Annotated in this window: 17 protein-coding genes and 1 tRNA gene; 8 read left to right on the top strand and 10 right to left on the bottom strand. The window is 66.2% G+C overall.

All coding sequences use genetic code 11. The features are described 5' to 3' along the window. Window positions 1-6 precede the first annotated feature (6 nt). On the bottom strand, window positions 7-1,236 hold the full coding sequence (locus AJAP_RS39740; protein ID WP_038521266.1) for a M20 metallopeptidase family protein: 1,230 nt from the start codon (window positions 1,234-1,236) through the stop codon (window positions 7-9). A 76-nt stretch (window positions 1,237-1,312) separates the two neighbouring features. Here AJAP_RS39740 and AJAP_RS39735 point away from each other — a divergent pair, with 76 nt between their 5' ends. From AJAP_RS39735 to AJAP_RS39710, 6 genes are all read left to right on the top strand, one after another. Continuing rightward, entirely contained in the window at window positions 1,313-1,795 is a 483-nt protein-coding gene (locus tag AJAP_RS39735) for a tRNA adenosine deaminase-associated protein (RefSeq protein ID WP_197684721.1), read from the top strand. Then, window positions 1,750-2,271, top strand: a complete 522-nt coding sequence (locus AJAP_RS39730) for a nucleoside deaminase (RefSeq protein ID WP_407639391.1) — start codon at window positions 1,750-1,752, stop codon at window positions 2,269-2,271. The genes AJAP_RS39735 and AJAP_RS39730 overlap by 46 nt, the downstream gene beginning before the upstream one ends. Window positions 2,272-2,356: 85 nt before the next feature. Continuing rightward, a complete protein-coding gene (locus AJAP_RS39725) occupies window positions 2,357-2,563 on the top strand; it encodes a CsbD family protein (RefSeq protein ID WP_037334843.1) in 207 nt (68 codons plus the stop codon). Between the two features lie 342 nt (window positions 2,564-2,905). Next, entirely contained in the window at window positions 2,906-3,223 is a 318-nt protein-coding gene (locus tag AJAP_RS39720) for a hypothetical protein (protein WP_148311644.1), read from the top strand. 50 nt (window positions 3,224-3,273) lie between these two features. Beyond that, window positions 3,274-4,959 carry an alpha/beta hydrolase gene (locus AJAP_RS39715; RefSeq protein ID WP_051972744.1) on the top strand — a complete coding sequence of 562 codons (1,686 nt, stop codon included), beginning with the start codon at window positions 3,274-3,276 and terminating at the stop codon, window positions 4,957-4,959. A gap of 15 nt (window positions 4,960-4,974) precedes the next feature. Beyond that, the gene (locus tag AJAP_RS39710; protein ID WP_084098514.1) at window positions 4,975-5,598 is read left to right on the top strand and encodes an LppA family lipoprotein; all 624 of its coding nucleotides are present in this window, start codon (window positions 4,975-4,977) and stop codon (window positions 5,596-5,598) included. Window positions 5,599-5,907: 309 nt separating this feature from the next. On the opposite strand, the gene AJAP_RS39705 is transcribed toward AJAP_RS39710, so the two are convergent. Together AJAP_RS39705 and AJAP_RS39700 are read right to left on the bottom strand one after the other, a co-directional pair. Beyond that, window positions 5,908-5,998 (bottom strand) — tRNA-Ser (locus AJAP_RS39705). A gap of 42 nt (window positions 5,999-6,040) precedes the next feature. Then, entirely contained in the window at window positions 6,041-6,586 is a 546-nt protein-coding gene (locus tag AJAP_RS39700) for a DUF305 domain-containing protein (RefSeq protein ID WP_038521259.1), read from the bottom strand. A gap of 93 nt (window positions 6,587-6,679) precedes the next feature. Between AJAP_RS39700 and AJAP_RS39695 the strand changes: the two genes are divergently transcribed. After that, window positions 6,680-7,108: a limonene-1,2-epoxide hydrolase family protein gene (locus tag AJAP_RS39695; protein WP_174492083.1), complete on the top strand. Its 429-nt coding sequence runs from the start codon at window positions 6,680-6,682 to the stop codon at window positions 7,106-7,108. A gap of 142 nt (window positions 7,109-7,250) precedes the next feature. Here the strand turns inward: AJAP_RS39695 and AJAP_RS39690 are convergent, their stop codons facing one another. After that, window positions 7,251-7,433 (bottom strand): hypothetical protein, encoded by a 183-nt coding sequence (locus AJAP_RS39690; RefSeq protein ID WP_037334852.1) that lies wholly within the window; start codon window positions 7,431-7,433, stop codon window positions 7,251-7,253. A gap of 124 nt (window positions 7,434-7,557) precedes the next feature. Further along, on the bottom strand, window positions 7,558-8,889 hold the full coding sequence (locus AJAP_RS39685; protein ID WP_038521256.1) for a BNR-4 repeat-containing protein: 1,332 nt from the start codon (window positions 8,887-8,889) through the stop codon (window positions 7,558-7,560). Between the two features lie 233 nt (window positions 8,890-9,122). Here AJAP_RS39685 and AJAP_RS39680 point away from each other — a divergent pair, with 233 nt between their 5' ends. Next, window positions 9,123-11,525, top strand: a complete 2,403-nt coding sequence (locus AJAP_RS39680; protein WP_228695036.1) for an endonuclease/exonuclease/phosphatase family protein — start codon at window positions 9,123-9,125, stop codon at window positions 11,523-11,525. Between the two features lie 87 nt (window positions 11,526-11,612). On the opposite strand, the gene AJAP_RS39675 is transcribed toward AJAP_RS39680, so the two are convergent. From AJAP_RS39675 to AJAP_RS39660, 5 genes are all read right to left on the bottom strand, one after another. Continuing rightward, complete coding sequence (locus AJAP_RS39675) at window positions 11,613-12,782, bottom strand: DUF262 domain-containing protein (RefSeq protein WP_084098508.1); 1,170 nt, start codon at window positions 12,780-12,782, stop codon at window positions 11,613-11,615. Between the two features lie 29 nt (window positions 12,783-12,811). Next, window positions 12,812-13,288, bottom strand: coding sequence for a hypothetical protein (locus tag AJAP_RS43925; protein ID WP_148311643.1), 477 nt, complete (start codon window positions 13,286-13,288; stop codon window positions 12,812-12,814). Between the two features lie 305 nt (window positions 13,289-13,593). Continuing rightward, window positions 13,594-14,463 carry a ParB N-terminal domain-containing protein gene (locus AJAP_RS42665; protein WP_148311642.1) on the bottom strand — a complete coding sequence of 290 codons (870 nt, stop codon included), beginning with the start codon at window positions 14,461-14,463 and terminating at the stop codon, window positions 13,594-13,596. A gap of 199 nt (window positions 14,464-14,662) precedes the next feature. Further along, window positions 14,663-17,485, bottom strand: coding sequence for a PQQ-dependent sugar dehydrogenase (locus AJAP_RS39665; RefSeq protein ID WP_038521251.1), 2,823 nt, complete (start codon window positions 17,483-17,485; stop codon window positions 14,663-14,665). Between the two features lie 87 nt (window positions 17,486-17,572). Next, on the bottom strand, window positions 17,573-20,383 hold the full coding sequence (locus AJAP_RS39660; RefSeq protein ID WP_038521248.1) for a PQQ-dependent sugar dehydrogenase: 2,811 nt from the start codon (window positions 20,381-20,383) through the stop codon (window positions 17,573-17,575). Window positions 20,384-20,431: the final 48 nt, after the last annotated feature.

The raw sequence follows: 20,431 nt of genomic DNA, 5'->3' as shown, positions 1-20,431 counted from the left end.
TAATGACTAGCGAAGGGCGTCCAGGGCGAACGCGGCGTACATCGCCACGCCGTTGGCCATCGCGTCCTCGTCGAAGACCACCCGGTTCGAGTGGTTCGCCTCCACCGTGGCCAGATCGGCGCCGGGCGGGCAGGCCCCCAGGAACGCGAACGCCCCCGGCACCCGCTGCAGGACGTACGAGAAGTCCTCCGCGCCCATCACCGGGTTCTCCATGACCTCGGAGTTCCCGGCGCCGAGGACCTCGCCCGCCAGTTCCAGCACCCGGGCCGCGACCTGGGGATCGTTCACCGTGACCGGGTAGCCGGGGAGGACCTCGGCGCTCACCTTGACGCCGTGCGCCGCGCCGACCGCCTCGCACACCCGCGGCAGTTCCTCGCGCACGAACGCCTGCGTCCGCTCGGACAGCGTGCGGATCGTGCCCTCCAGGAACGCCGTCTCCGGGATGATGTTCGTCGTCGTGCCCGTCTCGATGCGGGTCACCGACACCACCGCGGGTTCGAAAACGCTGACCTTGCGAGTCACCATCGTCTGCAGCGCGCTCACCATCGCGGCCGCCGCCGGCACCGGGTCGATCGCCTGGTGGGGCGCCGAGCCGTGCCCGCCCCTGCCGGTGACGGTGACGTGGAAGCTGTTGGCCGACGCCATGATCGGGCCCGGTCGCGTCTGCACGACGCCGGACGCGGCCGAGGTGAAGATGTGCAGGCCGAACGCCTTCTCGACGCGCTCGCCCGCGGCGTCGAGCACGCCCTCGTGGATCATGTGGCGCGCGCCGTGCTCGCCCTCCTCGCCGGGCTGGAACATGAACACCACCGACCCGGCCAGCTCGTCGACGTGCTCGCAGAGCAGCCGCGCGGCCGACGCCAGCATCGCGACGTGGGTGTCGTGCCCGCAGGCGTGCATCGCGCCGTCGTCTTCGGAGGAGAAGTCGAGCCCGGTGTCCTCGTGCAGCGGCAACGCGTCCATGTCGCCACGGAGCAGGATCGCCGGGCCCGGCTTCCCGCCGCGGAGGACGGCGGTCAGCGAGGTGGTCGATTTGCCCTCGGTGATCTCCAGCGGCAGGCCATCGAGGGCGGCTTTGATAGAGGCCTGGGTCTTCGGCAGGTCGAGGCCGATCTCCGGATTCCGGTGGATCTCCCGGCGGAGCTCTACGGTTTTCGTCTGGAGAGCGCGGGCTTCGTCCAGCAAACCGGCGAAGCGCGCGTCGGGGAGGGTGGGCAGGTCGGTGGGTCCGGTCATGTCTCGATAGTGGCGCATGCGGCGCTTCGGGCGCACCGTGCGTGCGTTCCGAATGCGGGCGGAATACGGTGTGCGCATGGCGGTGCAAGAGCCGATCACGGGGTTCGCGGTGGCCGTGGTGCGGGAGGACGGTCGGTGGCGGTGCAGTTCCCTTGATCCGGGGGCGCTCGGCGAGCTCGACGCTGCGATCACCGAGCTCGGCAAACTGCGTTCGACAGGGGCCGCGTTCGGGCTGCTGGCGGTGGACGACGAGTTCTTCGTGATCGTCCGGCCGAGCCCCAGGGGCCCGTCGCTGCTGTTGTCCGACGCCGCCGCGGCGCTCGACTACGACATCGCCGCCGACGTCCTCGACGTGCTGAGAGTCGACCCGCCGGACGAGGACGACGACGCGGTCTGGCCGGAAGGCGACCTGGAGATCCTGTCCGACCTCGGACTGCCCGGGGCGGAGCTGCAGGTGATCGTCGGCGAGGTCGACCTCTATCCGGACGAACAACTCCAGATGGTCGCGCAGAGATGCGGCTTCGCCGCCGAGTTCACCAAGATCCTGGACGAGATCTGAGCCCCGCCGCCTCCGTCGCCGACATCGCCGCCGTCCGGGCGGCGATCGTCGCGGCGCGAGGTGCGGGCGAAGACGTGCCGATCGGTGCCGTCGTCCTTGCTCCGGACGGGACCCCGCTCGCTTCCGCGCGCAACGCCCGCGAAGAACTCGGCGATCCGACGGCGCACGCGGAGATCCTCGCGCTGCGGGCCGCGTCGAAGATCTACGGCGACGGCTGGCGGCTCGAAGGCTGCACGCTCGCGGTGACGCTGGAGCCGTGCACGATGTGCGCCGGCGCCCTCGTGATGGCGAGGGTCGCGAAGGTCGTCTTCGGCGCCTGGGAGCCCAAGACCGGGGCCGTGGGGTCGCTGTGGGACGTCGTCCGCGACCGGCGGCTCAGCCACCGCGCGGAGGTCGTCGGCGGGGTCCTGGAGGCCGAATGCGCGGCCCTGCTCGAAGACTTCTTCCACCGGCAGCGGGGTAACCGCACCGGGTGAAGGATGTGTCGGACCCCGGGGCACGGGTAACCCTCCGGAGAGGTGGCCGCAGACGGTGGCCGCAGTCGAAGGAGGAATATCCGCCATGAGCGTTTTCGACAAGGCGAAGGACAAGGCCGAGCAGGCCATCGGCGCCGCCAAGGAGAAGCTCGGCGAGAAGACCGACAACCAGGACCTCGCGAACTCCGGCCGGGCCGACCAGACCAAGGGCGAGGTCAAGGAGGCCGGACACGACCTCCGCGACCGCGCGGAAGGCGGCGTGCAGGACCTCAAGGACAAGTTCAACAAGTAGCCGCGAACGCAGAAGAGCCGGTCTCCGTGGAGACCGGCTCTTCGCTGCGGACGTGATGAGTTCGAGCTCCGGAGGTCGGGCGAGTCTCGGGTTTCGCAGACCACGCTGAGTCTGGAACTTCAGGGCGTTGAAGACGCTGTTTGGCGGCAACGCTTTCGGCTGTAGCGGTGCGATGAAACGTCGCTCGGCACCACGAAGGCCTGGTGCTCCGCGCATAAGTAGATCCACTCAGCCGATCTTGAGTAGCCCTCCCCGACCTAGGCGGATGTGGTTCACAGGTGACCGACTGTCGTCGTATGGTCACGGGGACAGCACACGCGTCACCTTGGGAGGGTGTGGCAGATGGCTGGCTATGAAGCTGTACTCGGAGAGATCGACGAAGCGAGTAAGGCCGCCGGGCGATTGGTCGATGACGCCCGCGGGCTCGATACCGCCGGCGTGGTTCCGGCGGGTGATGCCGGCCTTCCCGGTACTCGTTCGGCAGGCAAGCTGGCTGCGTTGAAGTCTGCCTGGTCGGGCAAAGGCCAGCGGTGGGCCGGAGCCTGGGCGGCGTACTCCGGCGACCTCGGCAAGGCTGCGGCGAACTACCGCGCCAACGAAGCGGCCGCCCAACAAGATCTGCACGTCACGGTCTCTCACGGCGGGCCGAAGGCCGGCTGATGGTGTCGTGGGGAGATCTTCGACGCTGGAACCCGAGCGCCCTTTCTGACATGTCGGCCGCGCTCAACGGCAAGTATCTGCAGCTGCTGGCCTGCGCCGAAGACTTTGAGAACGCCGCGATGCCGAGCGGTTGGTCAGGCACCGCGGCCACCGCGGCGGCCGGTGCATCGAAGCGCCTCATCGAAGAGGGCAAGGAGTGGGCGGCCGAGATCGCGGCCATCCGCCGAGCCAGTGGTGATGCAGCGGATGCGGCCGCTGGCGTGCTGGCCGGCCTCAAGGAAGCCGAGGGCCTGGCCAAGGCGCATAACTTCTCAATCGGGGACGACGGCGCGATCACCGACCACGGTTTGCCGCCGGACATCCCGGAAGAGCAGCGTGAGGACGTCGAGCGCGAACGCAAGGTCGTGGCTTCGGAGCTGGGCGAGCGCGTGAAGCAGACGCTGCTCTCCGCCGAAGACGTCGACAACGACTTCTGCGCCGTACTCGACCCGGCGATCAACGGACACACCATCGACGCCAGCGGCGAAGGCACCAGCCTGGCCGCGGCCGGAAACGCCGGCGAAGCCCTCGGCTCCTTGTCGATCCCCGCTCCGCCTGCCGTCGACGCGGGCCCGGCGGCCAACGCCGCCTGGTGGGACTCCCTCTCAAAGCAGCAGCAAGAGCGCCTGATCAAGGATCACCCGGGGTTGGTGGGCAACCGAGATGGCGTGGCGGCGTGGGCCAGGAGTAAGGCGAACATCGCGCTCCTGGGGGACGAGAAGCAGAAGCTGCTCGACGAGCGCACCGAGCTCATGCGCCACGCCCCGGCGGATCCGAGCCGGGATGTGCCGAGCGTGCACAGGTACCAGGAACAGCTCGCCAAGCTCGACGAACGACTCGCTGCCCTGAACAAGGTCGAAGGCATCATGGTGGGCCCGGACGGCAAGCCGCTGCCGAACCGGCAGCTCATGTCGCTCGATGTCACTGGCGACAAGGTGAAGGCCGCGGTGGCCAACGGGGACGTCGACACGGCGAAGCACGTAGCTGTCTTCACACCGGGAATGAACTCCTCGGTCGAGACGAACCTCGACGGCTACGTGAATGACATGCAGAGCGTGCGCGAGAGCGCCAATCGCATGGTGGGTGACCTCAGCGGCAAGTCGGTCGCGACGGTGACCTGGCTCGGCTACGAGCCGCCCGCGACCGACAAGCTGGGTGACTACGTCGACGTCATCGGCGGCGGCGCGGCGCAGGATGGGGCCGAGAAGCTAGCCCGCTTCGACCAAGGGATCAACATGTCCCGGCCGGATGACCCACACCTCACGGCGCTCGGGCACTCCTACGGCTCGCTGACTACCGGCATCGCGCTGCAAAGTGACACCGGCGTTGACGACGCCGTGTTCTTCGGCTCGCCCGGCATCTCTGACCAACCGTACGGAGACGGCATCGGAGGCCGTTCGATCGACAGACTGCACGTTCCGGAGGGCCGCGCCTACACACTCGAGGCGGATGGCGATCCCGTGGCCGACGTCGGCAACATCACCCATGGGCGGTTCGGCGAAGACCCCGGCAGCATGGAGGGCATGAAGCAGCTGTCGACCCACGGAGCGGCATCGCTGCTCGACGGCCGGCCGCTGGCTGCTTCTTCGGGGCACAGCGAGTACACCCTGACCACGCCGGATGGCACCGACAGCACCAGCAAGTACAACATGGCGGCGGTCGTTGCTGGCCGCCCTGACCTGACCATCTCGAGGTAAGCCCAGGTGAAACCCATGAAGCACGCTGCTCGAACCACCAGCTGGATTGCCGGGATGGCGGTCGCCGTCCTGCTCACCAGCACGGCGTGCGACAGCAGCCCGGACTACCTCGACAACGACCACGGCAAGGACGGCATGTCGACCCAGCAGCAGTTCACCGAACTCCTCAAGCGGCCGGACGCCAAGCAGGCCCAGGCGAAGTACGACGAAGCGCTCACCGACCTGCGCGCCAAGCTCACCGAGGCCACTGGTTTCTCCGCGTGGCAGCAAGGCACGGTGGCCGAAGTATCGCCCGGCTGTAACGCTTTCCGTGCGGTCGACGTACACGACGTGTACACCGCCTACACCACTTGGGGCCTGCCGGACGCAATTCCTGAAGCCAGCTGGGTGAAGACAACGCAGGCGCTCACCGAAGCCGCGGGTAAGCACGGCTTCACGAAGAAGGGCTTCGAAGTCAACCAGCCTGCGTTCCGAGAGTTCCACCTGCTCGATGACTTCGGAGCGGATCTGACGCTTTCGACCTCGACCGGCACGACGACCGGCACCAGCACGATGCTGACGCTGAAGACGGGGTGTCACCTGTCGGCGGAGGCGCATATGCGGGGCACTCCGCGGGCGACGGGTGCACCCGGGCAATGACGTACTGCTGGAGAACAGCGGTCGAGGACGTGTGCTGGCGGATTCAAGAGGCCGAACAGCGGCGCCAGAAGCTCTTCGGCGTTCTACGAAAGATGCCATTCCCGAGGAGCTGCTCAGACAACAGATGCAGCGACTGACCCAGGAGCTCAGGGAACGACTCGTCAGGGAGCGACCAATCAACCAGGCTGGTCTGTGACGAGGACTACACAACGGTGTTCTCGCAGGGCGTTCCTGGTCGGTCAGACGTCCGTGGGAACGAACAAACCCCGGGTCAGGTGGTCCCGACCCGGGGTTTGAACGTCGCACATATGGCGGTGGCGGTGGGATTTGAACCCACGGACGGGTATTAACCGTCACACGATTTCGAGTCGTGCTCCTTCGGCCGCTCGGACACGCCACCGCCGAGAACAATACCGGAGGGCCTTCCGGTGTCTTCAGGGGGTCAGGAAAGCTGCGACGTGATCTCGTCGATCGCCGCCGTCTGGTTCTCGACGATCTCCTGTGCCAGCGCTTTCGTCTCGGCGTGCTCGCCGGAGGAGAGCACGGTCTTGGCCATCGCGACGCCGTTGCGCAGATGCTCGGCCATCAGCGGGAGCCACATCTTGTCGAATTCGGCGCCGGTCAGGTTCTGCAGCGACGCGACCTGCCCTTCGGTGATCATCCCCGGCATCGCGTGCCCGGCGTGGCCCGCCGCGGGGAGCACGGCCGCGTTCCACGACTGGAGCCACGCGGTCATCGTCTGGACTTCGGCCGACTCGGCCTTGACGATCTTGGCCGCGGTGGCCTTCACGTACTCGGACGCCGACCGTTCCGAGGCCAGGTTCGCGACCTGGATCGACTGCTGGTGGTGCGGCACCATCTGCTGGGAGAAGGTGATGTCGGCCTGGTTGGCGCCCGGTGTCGCCGGGGCGGCGCCCGTGGCCGTCGAGCAGCCCGCGAGTACCCAGACGACCAGCGCGAACAGGGCCATCGGCAGTCGCCGTCGCATCGATACCTCCGTAGTCAGGGAAAACCGGCCCCTCCGCCCTGTGATACGGCTGTGACCTTCCGCCGGTTCAAAACCGGATCAGCCTTGGCTGACATGACGGATCCGAAGACCGTGGTGACCGGTTTCCTTCAGGCCCTCGAAGAGTTCGACATCGACCGCGCGCTGGGCTTCGTCGCGATCGACATCGTCTACCAGAACGTCCCGCTTCCCCCTGCGCGCGGCCTTTCGGCGGTGGAGAAGCAGTTGCGCGCCATGACCCGCTACGGAAGCGGGTTCGAGGCGCGCACCCACCACATCGCCGCCGACGGCCCGATCGTGCTCACCGAGCGCACCGACGTCCTGCGGCGTGGTGCGTGGGAAGCCGAGTTCTGGGTGTGCGGCACGTTCGAAGTGCGCGACGGCCGGATCGTGCTGTGGCGCGACTACTTCGACTGGACGACGTTCCTCGCGGCGAGCGCGAAGGGCGTGGGCAAGGCGGCGGTCGCCGGCTTGAAGAAACTCGTGAGTGGCAAGGACGGTTAGGGCCAACCGTGTCTTCTGTACCTCCTTGGGAACACAGGGCACGCGTGTGCCGCGAGGCGGAAATGACGCACCGCCGGTGTACGGGCTCCGTCCTCCCCCGACGGTTCCCGTGCACCGGCGGTGCGCCCCCAGTTCCCCCGGCTCACCCTCCCCGGTGAGCGTCCAGAAGTCGTTCGCCCAGGTCGGCCTCGCGCAGGACGGCGTCGAGCCGTGCCCCGCCGAACGGGGCCACCGGGCGTCCGCCGCGTTTCCGGTCGCGCAGGTCGACGGCCAAGGCGGTGGTCAGCAGCAGAACCAGTGCCGTACCGACGATGAGCCAGTTCATCGGACACCTCCTCCGGCGACGTGAGGGAGGATTTGTGTCCTCGCTCACGTCGCCAAGGTAGCTCTGGAAATGCCGGGTTGGACCCGGACTTGAGGTTCATTTAAGGCAGCGGAACACCAATGGGCTATTTCCGTGGGGCTCCCGCGACATAAATGTCACCGTCGGCCACGGAGACGTCACGGGCACTGGACGCGCCGGTCGCCAGAATGCGGGCGGGGTCCCGGAAACCGGTGATCACTTCGACGCGCTGGACCGGTTTCGGCGTGGTGATCAAGGTTTCCGGCGTCCAGACGCGACCGTTCTCGAGCAAGAACGTTTCGATGCCCGGTTGTCCGTCGCGTGTTCCGTAAACGCGCCAAGTGCCGCCATTGAGCTGCTCGATCTCACGCAATCGGAGTCCGTTTGCGACTTCGCGCACTTCCCAGTTGCGGCCGTTCCACGCGCCCGCGAAATCGCGCGGCGAGCCCGCGGCGTCGAACTGGAACCAGGTGACGAACGGTTTGCCGTCGCGCTGGGTGCCGACCTGCAGGATGTAGTCCGGCGACTTGAGCCCGCCGGGGAGTTCGAGCGGCGTTTCGACGACCTTGAGATACCGCTCCTGCTCGGCGTCGTCGACCTGCGTGCCGAGGTCGCGGCCTGCCGCGGAGAAGAAGTGCAGGCTCCGCACGTCGAACGACAGGTGATAGACGTTTCGGTGGTAGACGTCGTGTTTGTGCTGCGACGGCCCGCCGCCGGCGAGCGTGTAGGCGAAGTGGATCCGCCCGGACGACGGCACGTACCGCAGCTGCCCGACGTAGATCTCGTCCATGTGGTCGGCCCGGCCCAGCGAGCCGAACGCCCACCGCTTCCCGGTCAGCTGCACGGAGTTCCTCCACGTCTTCCCGTGATCGCGGGAGACGAGGTACTTCATCGGGCGGAAGTCGGAGTTCGCCGCCGGGTCCAGTTCGTTGGTGGTCTCACGGTAGAACAGGAAAAGCGTGCCGTCGACGGTCTTCACCGGCATCGGGTAGCTCGCCGAATCACCCTCGGGCACCTCGGTGTCGGTCCAGGTGCCGTCGAGGGAATGGGCGCGCGGCGCCCGGCTGATCACGGTCCGCGTGTTGTGCATGCCGCGGAAGATCAGCAGATGCCCGTCGCCCGCCAGCAGCATCGTCGGGTAGTTGTGCGGATCGGACTCGCCGTCGGCGATCTTCTTCGGCGCCGTCCAGACGCCGGTCCGGTGGTCGTAGGCCTGGACGTAGGTGTCCGCGGCCTTGCCGGACCACGAGATGAAGGTCTTGCGCGCGACCGGGTCGAAGAGCCCGCCCGCGTTCGGCCGCCGGTCGGTGCGGGACGCGACGGTGCTCGCCGGGGTCATCACGTCGAACGCGACCTTGCCGGGTGGTGGTGCGGCGGTCGCCGCGGGAACCGGGATCACGAGACCGGCCGCGACGAGCGCGCAAAGCAGTCCGCGCATGAAAAACGCCTCCTGGAGTGTGGCAGGCGGCGGAGCTCGATCTTCTCACGCGAGGATCCGAACGGGCTAGTGGTGACGAATCGTTGTCTTGACGTCTTCCTCATTTCACTTGTTCGGGGGAGTATGCCTCGACCGATCTTGCGAAAAGGGGACTCAGCGTGACCACATCCCGACGTGCTGCCCGGAGGCGGGCCCTGACCGTGGCCGTCGCCTCGGGCCTGGTCGTGAGCGGCATGACCGCTCCGGCCGCGCTCGCCGCGCCCAGCGCCGACGCCGTGATCGCCGAGGTCTACGGCGGTGGCGGCAACTCGGGCGCCACGCTGACCAACGACTTCGTCGAACTCGCGAACCGCGGCGCGGCCGCCGTGAGCCTCGACGGCTTCAGCGTCCAGTACGCGCCCGCGTCGGGGAACAGCTGGCAGGTCACGCCGCTGACCGGCAGCGTCGCGCCGGGCGCGCGGTACCTCATCGCGCAGGCGAAGGGCTCGGGCGGCACGGTCGCGCTGCCGACGCCGGACGCCACCGGTTCGCTGGCCCTGTCCGCGACCGCCGGCACCATCGCGCTCGTCCAGGGCACCATGGCCCTGACCTGCAAGACGGCCGCCGACTGCGCCGCCGACAGCCGCATCAAGGATCTGGTGGGCTTCGGTTCCACCGCCGTCATCCGTGAGGGTGCCGCGGCGCCCGCGCCGTCCAACACCGCGTCCGTCGCCAGGGGTACGACGCTCGCGGACACCGACGACAACGCCGCCGACTTCACCTCCGGCGCGCCCACGCCGACCAACGGCAAGGGTGAGACGCCGGGCGAGACCGGTCCGCCGCCGGTCGACGCCAAGATCCACGACATCCAGGGCACCACGCGGATCTCGCCGCTCAAGGACCGGAAGGTCGCCGGGGTCACCGGCGTCGTCACCGCGATCCGGAGCTTCGGCTCGGCGCGCGGGTTCTGGATCACCGACCCCGCGCCCGACGCCGACCCGCGCACCAGCGAGGGGCTGTTCGTCTTCACCGGCTCGACCACGCCCGCCGTGGCCGTCGGTGACGCGGTGACCGCCACCGGCACCGTCCGCGAGTTCTACCCGGACGCGCCCGCGAGCTCGCCGTACCAGTCGCTCACCGAGCTGACGAGTGCACAGTGGACGGTCGGCTCCAACGGGAACGCCTTGCCCGCACCGACCGTCGTCACGCCGGACACGGTCCCGGACACCGTCGCCCCCGCGCCGGGCGGCAGCATCGAGCCGTTGCCGCTGGAGCCCGCGAAGTACTCGCTGGACTTCTGGGAGACGCACGAGAGCGAGATCGTCAGCGTCTCGGACGCCCGCGTCGTCGGCCCGACGTCGTCGTTCAACGAGCTTTACGTGACCACCAAGCCGAAGCAGAACCCGAGCGTCCGCGGTGGCGCGGTGTACCTGGACTACGACCGGCTCAACACCGGCGTGCTCAAGGTCGCGTCGCTGATCCCGTTCGCCCAGCAGCCGTTCCCGAAGGTCAACACCGGTGACATGCTCACCGGCGAGACGTCCGGCCCGGTCGAGTACAGCAACTTCGGCGGCTACACGCTGTTCGCGACGAAGCTCGGCGCCGCCAAGGACAACGGCTTGCAGCGCGAGAGCACCCGCGCGCAGCGCAGTGGTGAGCTCTCCGTGGCGACCTACAACGTCGAGAATCTGTCCGCTTTGGACAGTGACGAGAAGTTCGGTGAGCTGGCGAAGGCCATCGCCACCAACCTCGCGAAGCCGGACATCCTGAACCTGGAAGAGATCCAGGACAACAACGGGCCGACGAACGACGGCACCGTCGCCGCAGACCAGACGCTGAAGAAGTTCACCGACGCGATCGTCGCCGCCGGTGGCCCGCGCTACGAATGGCGTCAGATCGACCCGGAGAACGGCAAGGACGGCGGCCAGCCCGGCGGGAACATCCGCGTGGGCTTCCTGTTCAACCCGGCGCGTGTGTCCTTTGTGGATCGAACCGGCGGCGACGCGACCACCCCGGTCGGCGTGGTGAAGGAGCGCGGCAAGACCCATCTGACCGTCTCGCCCGGCCGCGTCGAGCCCGGGAACGAGGCGTGGGAAGCCAGCCGGAAACCGCTGGTCGGCGAGTTCGTCTTCCACGGGCGCACCGTGTTCGTCATCGCGAACCACTTCAACTCCAAGGGCGGCGACCAGCCGACGCACGGCCGCAACCAGCCGCCGGTCCGGAGTTCCGAAGTGCAGCGGGCCAAGCAGGCGACCCTGCTCCGCGGCTTCGTCGACAAGCTGCTCGCTTCGGACAAGAACGCGAACATCGTCGTCGCCGGCGACCTGAACGACTACCCGTTCTCGCCCGCCGTGAAGACGCTGACCGCCGGTGGCGCACTGAAGGACCTCATCGCGTCGCTGCCCGAAAACGAGCGGTACAGCTACGTTTTCGAGGGCCAGTCGCAGGTGCTCGACCACATCCTGGCGTCGAACGCGCCGCGCGGTCTCGACTACGACGTCGTGCACCTGAACGCCGAGTTCGCGAAGCAGGCGAGCGACCACGACCCGCAGGTGCTGCGTTTCCGGCCGAGCGCGGGCAACCCGGTCCAGGACGCGTTCTGGGACCTGGCCGACTACCTGGAGAAGATCTTCGGGGCTTACCCGCCGAAGCCGTAGCTCCTCTTCGGAGGGCCTCAAGCATCGCTCTGAGGCCCTCCGACTGCGCCGTGCACTCGTCGGGTTGATGCCGATCAGCCGTTGCTGTTACCCATCTAACAAGCTTGAACCAGTATTCGAGTCGCCGATACTGGCCATGAGAACCTCGGTGGCCGGCAATGACCGTAGGGGATCGCGGTGTTTGGCAGGCGCCGGCTCAAAAGATATAGGCCGTCCGCGCAGGTAGGCATCCAGGGCGACCTGTCGGGTTCGCCGACTGCTGAGGTCGCTTGAGTTTCGGATGGCGCGCGAGTAGGAAAGAACAGAGGTATCGACTTCGAAATTCTTGTGCGACTTCTTGTCGACGAGGGATACCAGACTGTTGACCTGTGCCGAGAATTCGACGAGTCTCCTTGAGATACGTTCACGCTCGTCACGGTCGAATGGCATTTCCGAAGCCCTGGCGGCCAACACTATGAACAACGAGTAGAAGTCGACCTTTCGCGACCAGCGCAACTTGTTAGGCCAGGTCACCAACTGTTCGAGCTCGCCGAGTACGGCGTTGAATGTGTCCTCGACCTTGTCTTGATCAGGAAACTCTTCTTCGAATGAAGCGTAGAACTTGTCCAGGTTCGACTTCTTGTTCTGTGGTCCGAACAGCATTCCGGTGGCGAGCTCGCTGACGTACTCGACGTCGATCATTCGACGGAAGTCGTTCGAACTGAAGATTCCCGAGTTCACCCAGAAGTGCATTTGACTCAGGCTCTCCATGCATGTGATGAATTCTCCCCAGTAGGTTGCGTGCCGCAGCTCCTGTTTGTTCAGGGCGATATTATTCCTGTTCAACCGTGCGAAAATGTCGCGAACTAGATCTGTCGACAGCGCGGGGAGGGATCGGACGACGAACTTGTATTCGAAGAATTTCCGGCGTTGTGCATCGGGCAACTGGTCGAACTTCAGGCCTGCAAGCTCATCGGATTCTTCGCCCAATGCAAACTTGTTGGATATGAACTCAAGACATGCACGCACCCGTTGCTGTCCGTCCACGATGGTATGAACCTCATCGCCTCCACTGGTGACGGTGGATTGCAGGTAGAGCTCGGGGACAGGGAATCCTCGTAGGATCGAGTCGATCAGGTATGCCTTCTGCCGGTCTTGCCAGACTGGGTTCCTCTGAAAAGGGGGGCGTATGTTGAGTTCTTTATTCTGCAGTCTTCCCCAGAACCATGAGACGGTTTGGTGGGCAACTTCAAGGAATTGTTGAGGATAATCGGTCATGTCTATTCTGCTCAAATTATTCACCCTGCTTATTCGTCGTCGGCCAAGAGGCTTGCTCTGAGTCTTCTCACGTTGTTTTCCTGGTAGGCGCGCAGAGACTGGCAGTCTTTATATATGCGCCCTCGGATGTCGCGTCCCAGGGTCGGCTGGCGAGTTGAAGCCAGGCCGAAGGCTCTGGTCCAGGCGGGACCGAAGGGGAGCATGTCGAGGATCTTGTCGGTGGCGATAGTGCCATCGAAGACGAGATTTCCTCTGTGCCAGTTCAAAAAGTCTGCGGCTCTAGTTTCAGGTCCCAATAGATCCACCGGGCCGAGACTGCGAAGTTTTTGCCAAGCTTCCTCGAAATGTCGGCTGCTGACGATCGCCACGTCGATATCCGAATCGCTGTGAAACTCCACGAATCTTTTGCGTGGAGACAGGCTGAAACCCAGGCAGGCACTTCCTACGATGTAGATCGGAAGTGGATCTACGTCTAATTCATGGGCAAGGTGGGTCTTCCAGTCCACATACTGACTCCTGGACTCGAATAACCAGGGAATGCGGTCCAGTATATGGTGGCTGGTGAATTGCTGGGGTGTTAGTGTGACTATTGCCTTGCGAAGATCCCTCTGTGTTGATGGGTGCCTTTTGACGGCACTTTCCAGCCTGCTTGGAGCAGGGTTTTGTTCGCCCGAGATACGCCGATTCTCGACGATTGCCCGGGCGACACTCTCCTGTATGGACAATCCATCGCCGTTGATGTAGAAGTTTCGAGAACTAAGTTCTATTAGAGATGCGCATGCGAACGTACCTTCGCCGCGATTGAAATCCTCTAGATGGGCTGAGGGTAGCTGTCGGCATCCCAGGGCTGAGTGGAAATCGGCATGCGGAAGAGTTTCGCGGGCTTGCGCTCACGCCACTTGTTCCATGCCTGGATGGTCATGCCGATGACGATATTCCTTTTAGTGTGCCCGAATCGATCGTTCCGCATGCGCAGTAGCTGCTTTCGAAGCACGACGCAAGGGTCATTTTCATACTCGGCGATACTGTTTACAAGGTTGTGCATGAACCTCTTGGCGTCATCCGGATCGATTCGAGAGAACAGCCACATAAGAAATGCGCAATGATTTCGCTTCATAATGGCGTTCACTGCGCCGTGATCCAGGGCCCCTGCGCTCTTCGTCAGATCGGTGGCACCAGGATTGGCGACAACATATTCATGTACCTCGAGGGGGTCCACCTGGCGGAATGTGGCATGAGATATCCAGCCGGTCTCGTTCCACTCCAGAATGAGACGAATGATTGTCCCCAGGTCGCCTGTATTGGTGTAGTCGTATGCAACGCGCAGCTGATCGGCGAGTGAGCGTGCTCGGCCCATGTCGATTGTCACGATCGCGGAGCGTGGCACGTTGTACACGACATAGATCTTGACTGGCTTCCCGTATTGTACGACCGCCGCACATCGATGTTGGCCATCGATCAACTGACCGTGCTCGTCGATTTTGATCGTTTCGCCGTTGAGGTGAAAGTTGTCGGCGGCCATAATGCTTGCATAGTGCTTGACACGTTTTGAGCTGATGCGTCGATTTGTTGCCATGTTCGTGAGCCAAGCCTGCGCCATTGCGGGCGTTACCGCGACGACGCCTCCGTGCTGTTCGGCTCCAGAGCTCCCCACTGAGCTCTCATTTGTCTTCTCGTTCACGAGCGATGATTGTGGTGGTCTGGCAATAGACCACCATGGACCGACCCGCCGGGCCGGACACTTGACCGCCGAAATTCACTCGTTCAGGCAGTCGTCCATGTGGTGCTCGACGGCAGATAGTGCTGCAACTCTGAAACGCGTGAAGGCCCCCTTCCCTCGGCTGAGCCGAGGGAAGGGGGCCTTCACGCGCGTTGACCGCTTACCAGCGGCGGTCGGTCACCGCACCGTTGGAGGCGTTCCAGAACACGTAACCGCCCTGGAAGTTGTTCTGCCGTCCGCCGGTGACGGCCATCTCGTCGGTGGTCGGGTACCTCAGGTAGGAGTTCTCCCAGCCGAGCGCTTCCCAACGCTGCCGGATGGCCCCGTAGACCCCGTGCGCGTCGGTCTGCATCGTCCAGTAGATCGAGCCGGCCTTGGTGAAGTGGACGTAGCGGCCGATACCGTCCGGCGTCTTCGCCTCTTCCATGGTCGGATACCCCATGGGGCCTGCCTCCCAGCCGAGCGCTTCCCACCGGACACGGATCCGGCCCCAGATCGCCTTGGCGTCGGTCTGCACCGTGTAGTAGATGGACGCGTTCTTGCTGAAGTGGTTGTAGCGGCCGATCCGGTCGGGCGTGATGCCCTCGTCCGTGGTCGGGTAGCCGAGTTCACCGGCCTCGGCGCCCAGCGCCTTCCACCGCACGCGGATCCGGCCGAACACCGGATGCGCGCCCGTGTTCACCGTGTAGTAAATCGACGACTGCATCTTGCCGGGCCACACCGGGAAGTCGTTGTAGCGGCCGATGGTGTCCGGCGTGGTCATCTCGTCGGTCGCGGGCGGGCCGAATTCCTTGTGGCCGCCCAGGGCGAGGTACTTCTTGAGGATTTCGCCCTCGATCTGCTTCACGCCCGTGTCCTTCGACCAGTACAGCCGCCCGCGCTCGTAGGTGCGGAAGCGGACCGTGCCGTCGACGGCCTCGGGCGCGGTCGGCGCGCCGAGTCGTTGCGCCAGCGCGGGTTCGTCGCGGTAGCGCTTGTCGATCGGGGTGATGTAGTTCGCCGTGATCGTCAGATCCGTGGTGCCCATGGTGATCTCGGTCAGCCGCCCGGTGGCACCGTTCGACCAGCCGGTGAAGGTCGACGCGCCGTCCGAAGCGACCTCGGCCGCCTGGATCTCCACCTTCGCGCCTTCGACCACCATCGCCGACGAGGCCCCGCCTTCCGGCGTGATGCCCAGTGCCGCGGCGACGTTGCTGGTCAGCGTGAGCCGGTGCTCGCGAGGCTTCGCGATGTAGGTCTTCGAGACCTTGACGCCCGCGCTGTCGGTCGCCGTCGCGGTGAACTCCAGGTTGGAGTCCGTGTGATCGGTGAACGGCATGGCGAACTCGGGTCCGGTGCCGCTGTGGTCCGGATGCGCGTGGCAGACCGCGTTCTCAGGGCAGTGCCGGACCAGGGTGGTCCAGGTTACCGGGAGCGCGCCGTCCTCGGTGTCGGTCACGGTCGCACCTACCTTGACCTCCTCACCGACGGCGAACAGCCGCTCGCCGGGGTCGGTCATGGTCAGCTTCGGCGAGTGGTTCCCGGGCGCCACGGCGATGTCCGTGCTCCCGGACGCCTGCAGGCCGTCCTTCACCGTCAGCTTGGCGGTGAACTTTTCGGTGCCCGCCGGGTAGGCGTGGCTGATCTTCGCGCCGGCGCCGGTGGTGCCGTCACCGAAGTCCCACTCGTAGGTCAGCTGGTCGCCGTCGAAGTCGTAGGAACCGCTGCCGTCGAACGTGACCGTGCGGGTTTCGGGATTCGTTTCGGAAGTGGCGACCGCGACGGGCGCCTTGTTCCCGGTGGTGTAGCTGAGCCGCCGCAGCAGACCGCTGTAGATGTCGGCGTAGACGATGTCGCCGTTGGACGCGGCCAGGAACTTGACCGGGCCACCGATGCCGGTGAACTTCGGCGGCGTCTCCTGCGGGCGGACGACGCGGCCCTGCGTGTCGTACTTGGCCGTCCAGAGCTTCTGGGTGGCGTAGTCGCCGAAGAAGTACGCGCCCCGGTATTCCTCCGGGTACGACTCTCCATTGTAGACGATCCCGGCGGTGATGCTGTTGCCGTTGTCGACGCCCTGCCCGTGGCTGATCGCCAGCATCGGCGGGGTGTTCACGGCCGAAGCGCACTGCGGCATCGCGGAGAAACCGTCCGCGGGCTGGTTGCCCTCGAAGCAGGGCCAGCCGAGATTCGCGCCCTTCTGGACGAAGTTGATCTCCTCCCAGGTGCCCCAGCCGACGTCGCCGACCACCGGCAGACCGGTGCTGGCGTCGAGGCTGAACCGGAACGGGCTGCGGAAGCCGCTCGCGAACACCTTGGAGCGCAAGGAGTTCGGGTTGGCCGCGGTGTAGTACGGGTTGTCGGGAACGCCCGCACCGTCCGCGGTGATGTGGAAGATCTTGCCGAAGATCTTGTCGAGGTCGTACACGTTGAGCGCGAACGGGTCGGCCGCGCCCTGGAACCGGGAGCTGTCGCCGGTCGAGACCCATACCGTGCCGTCGGGCGCGGCCACGACGCCGGTGATGCCGTGGATGTCGGTGTTGGCGGCGCCCTCGATGAGCACCTTCTCGGCGGTCAGCCCGGTCGGCTGGGCGGTACCGGTGACCGTCCAGCGCGAAGCGCGCAGCGCGATCCCGCCGCCGGCGACGTCGACCGCGCGTGCCGTGTAGATCGTGCGGGAGGTTGCGTAGTCGGGCGCGATCGCGATTCCGACGAGCCCCAGGTCGCCTGTGCTGCGCACCGGCAGGGTGGCGATGCTCTGGGTCTGCCCGGTGGTGGACACCCAGGCGACGTTGCCCTGCTTCCCCGTGGTCAGCATCGAGCCGTCGGGCAGGTAGGCGAAGTCGGTCAGGTCGTACGGAGCCTGCCCGCTCTGCTGGTCACGCAGGACGAAGCCGGGCGGAAGCACCGGCGCCGCGGACGCCGATGTGGACGTCAGCGGCACCAGCAAGGTCACTATCAGCAACGTCACGAGGGCGTGACAGAGCGCACGGAATCTCGAAGGCATGCAAGGGCCCCTTTCCCCAGTCGAACGTCTCATCGAAGGGGCCTAGGTGGACATTTCACACTTTCGAGTGCCTTTATCGAACTGTGATCACCACCGTCGGTCGATCACCTGCCCCGTGGTCCGGTTCCAGGTGATGTAGCCGCTCTGGAAGCTGCTCTGCCGTCCGATGGGGATGCCGAACTCGTCCGTCGCCGGGTAGCGCAGGTACGACCGCTCCCAGCCGAGCGCGGCCCACCGCTGCCGGATCGCACCGTAGACCGCGTGCGCATCGGTGGCCATCGTCCAGTAGATCGAGCCCGCCTTGGTGAAGTGGTTGTAGCGGCCGACGCCGTCCGGAGTGGCGGACTCGTCCGTGGTGGGGTAGCCGAGCGGGCCTGTCTCCCAGCCGAGCGCCTCCCACCGGACCCGGATGCGGCCCCAGATCGCGTGCGCGTCGGTCTGCACCGTGTAGTAGATGGACGCCTTCTTGCTGAAGTGGTTGAACCGGCCTGCGCCGTCGGGGGTCGGGAGCTCGTCGGTCGTGGGGTAGCCGAGCGGGCCCGCCTCCCAGCCCAGCGCCGCCCATTTGACCCGGATCCGCCCGTACACCGGATGCGCGCCGGTCGACGGCGTCCAGTAGATCGACGACTGCATGGTGCCGGGCCGGTTCGGGAAGTGGTTGTAGCGGCCGACGCCGTCCGGGGTGGCGGTCTCGTCGGTCGCGGGCGGCCCGAACTTCCGGTGCCCGCCCAGCGCGAGGTACTTCTTGAGGATCTCGCCCTCGATCTGCTTCACGCCGGTCTCGGCGCTCCAGTAGAGCCTGCCGTTCGCGTACGGCCGGTAGCGCACGGTCCCGTCGGCGACCTCGGGCCCGACGGGTGCGCCGAGTCGTTGCCGCAGCGCGGGTTCCGCCTGGTAGCGCTTGTCGATCGGGGTGAGGTAGTTCGCGATCAGGGTCAGGTCGTTCGCCGGAACGGTCACGGTCACCGTGCGCGACGCCCGCCCGTCGGACCAGTTCGAGAACGTCGAGACGCCGTCCGCGGCGATCTCCTCCGCCACGACCTCGAACGTCGCGCCTTCGGTCACCATCGCGGTGCTGACCCCGCCCTCGGCCGGGATGCTCAACGCCGCCGCCACGTTGGCGGTCAGCGTCAGCCGGTGCTCACGCGGCATGGCGACGTACGTCTTGCTCGCCGTCACCCCCGCACTGTCGGTCACCGACGCGGTGATCTCGACGTGGGAGTCCTGGTGGTCGGTGAAGGGCACGGTGAACGCCGGTCCGCCGCCCGGCGAGCCGGGATGCGCGTGGCAGGTCGCTTCCTCCGGGCAGTGCCGGATGAGGGTGGTCCACGAGACCGGCAGCACGCCGTCCTCCGCGTCGGTCGCCGTCACCTCGACGACGACCGGTTCCCCGACCGCGAACGTCCGGGCGCCGGGGTCCGTCATCACCGGTTGCGGCGAATGGTTTCCCGGCACCACGACGACGTCCGTACCGCCGGACGCGCCGAGCCGGTCCGTGACGGTGAGCCGCGCCGTCGCTCTCGTGAGCCCGGTGCCGTAGGCGTGGGTCACGCGGACGCCGGTCTGGCTCGTGCCGTCACCGAAATCCCAGTGGTAGGTCAGCGGATCGCCGTCGAAGTCGTAGGAACCGCCGCCGTCGAAGGTGACCGTGCGGGTTTCGGGGTTCGTTTCGGAAGTGGCGACCGCGACCGGTTCCGCGTTCGTCCCCGGATAGCTGAGGCGCCGCAGGTTGCCGGTGTGGATGTCGGCGTACACGATGTCGCCGTTGGCCGCGGCCGCGAACTTGACCGGACCGCCGACTCCGGTGAACTTCGGTGGCCGCTCCGGCGCGCGCACGAGCCTGCCCTGGCTGTCGTACGTCATCGTCCAGATCTTCTGCGTGACGTAATCACCGAAGAAGAAGGCGCCTTTGTATTCGTCCGGATAGGACGATCCACTGTAGACGATCCCGGCGGTGACGCTGTTACCTTCGTCGACGCCGGAACCGTGGTGGTACGCGGTGATCGGCGGCGTGTTGACCACTCCGGCACAGCCCGCCAGCCCGGAATACCCCGGCGTGGGGGCGTTTCCTTCCCAACAGGGCCAGGCGTGGTTCGCCCCAGGCCGCACGACGTCCACCTCTTCCCAGGTGTTCCAGCCGACGTCGCCCACGACCGGCAGGCCGAGCCGCGGGTCGAGGGAGAACCGGAAGGGACTGCGGTAGCCACTGGAGAAGACCTTGGAGCGATTGGCATCCGGGGCCGCGGCGGAGTAGTACGGATTGCCGGGAACGCCGGCGCCGTCCGAGGTGACGTGCAGGATCTTGCCGTAGAGCTGATCGAGGTCGAGCGAGCGCAACGCGCCCGGATCCATCCTGGTGAAGTCGGCGGCGTCGCCGATGGAGATCCACAACGTTCCGTCGGGCGCCGTGACGAGCCCCGTGATGCCGTGGACGTCGTAGAACCCGGGAAGATCGACGAGCACCCGTTCGTTCGCGAGCCCGGTGGGGACGTCCGTGCCGGTCACCGTCCAGCGCGCCACCCGCATGGTGAACGCGCCGCCGCCCGTGTCGAACGACCACGCGAGGTAGATCCGGTGCGACGTGGCGTAATCCGGCGCGATGGCGAGACCGACCAGTCCGAGGTCGCCGCCGTCGTGGACGGGAAGGTTCGCGATCGTCCTGGCCGCACCGGAGACCGGCACCCAGGCGATCTTGCCGCTCTTGCCGATGCTGAGCACGGAACCGTCCGGCAGATAAGCGAAATCGGTCAGATCGAAGGCGGCCTGCCCGCTCGGCTGGTCGCGCAGGACGAAGCCGGACGGCAGAGTGGGCGCTCCGGTCGCTTCCGGAGCGCCCACCCATCCCGGGAGAAGCAGGATGGAAACCGACAGTGCGACGAGTACCCGGCTCCAGATCATCGGCACTTCCCCATTTCCGGCGTGTCCTGGGCACGTCGCCGGGAGCGG

Source organism: Amycolatopsis japonica (assembly GCF_000732925.1).
Lineage (GTDB): Bacteria > Actinomycetota > Actinomycetes > Mycobacteriales > Pseudonocardiaceae > Amycolatopsis > Amycolatopsis japonica.
This window is presented reverse-complemented; position numbering and strand designations above follow the sequence as displayed.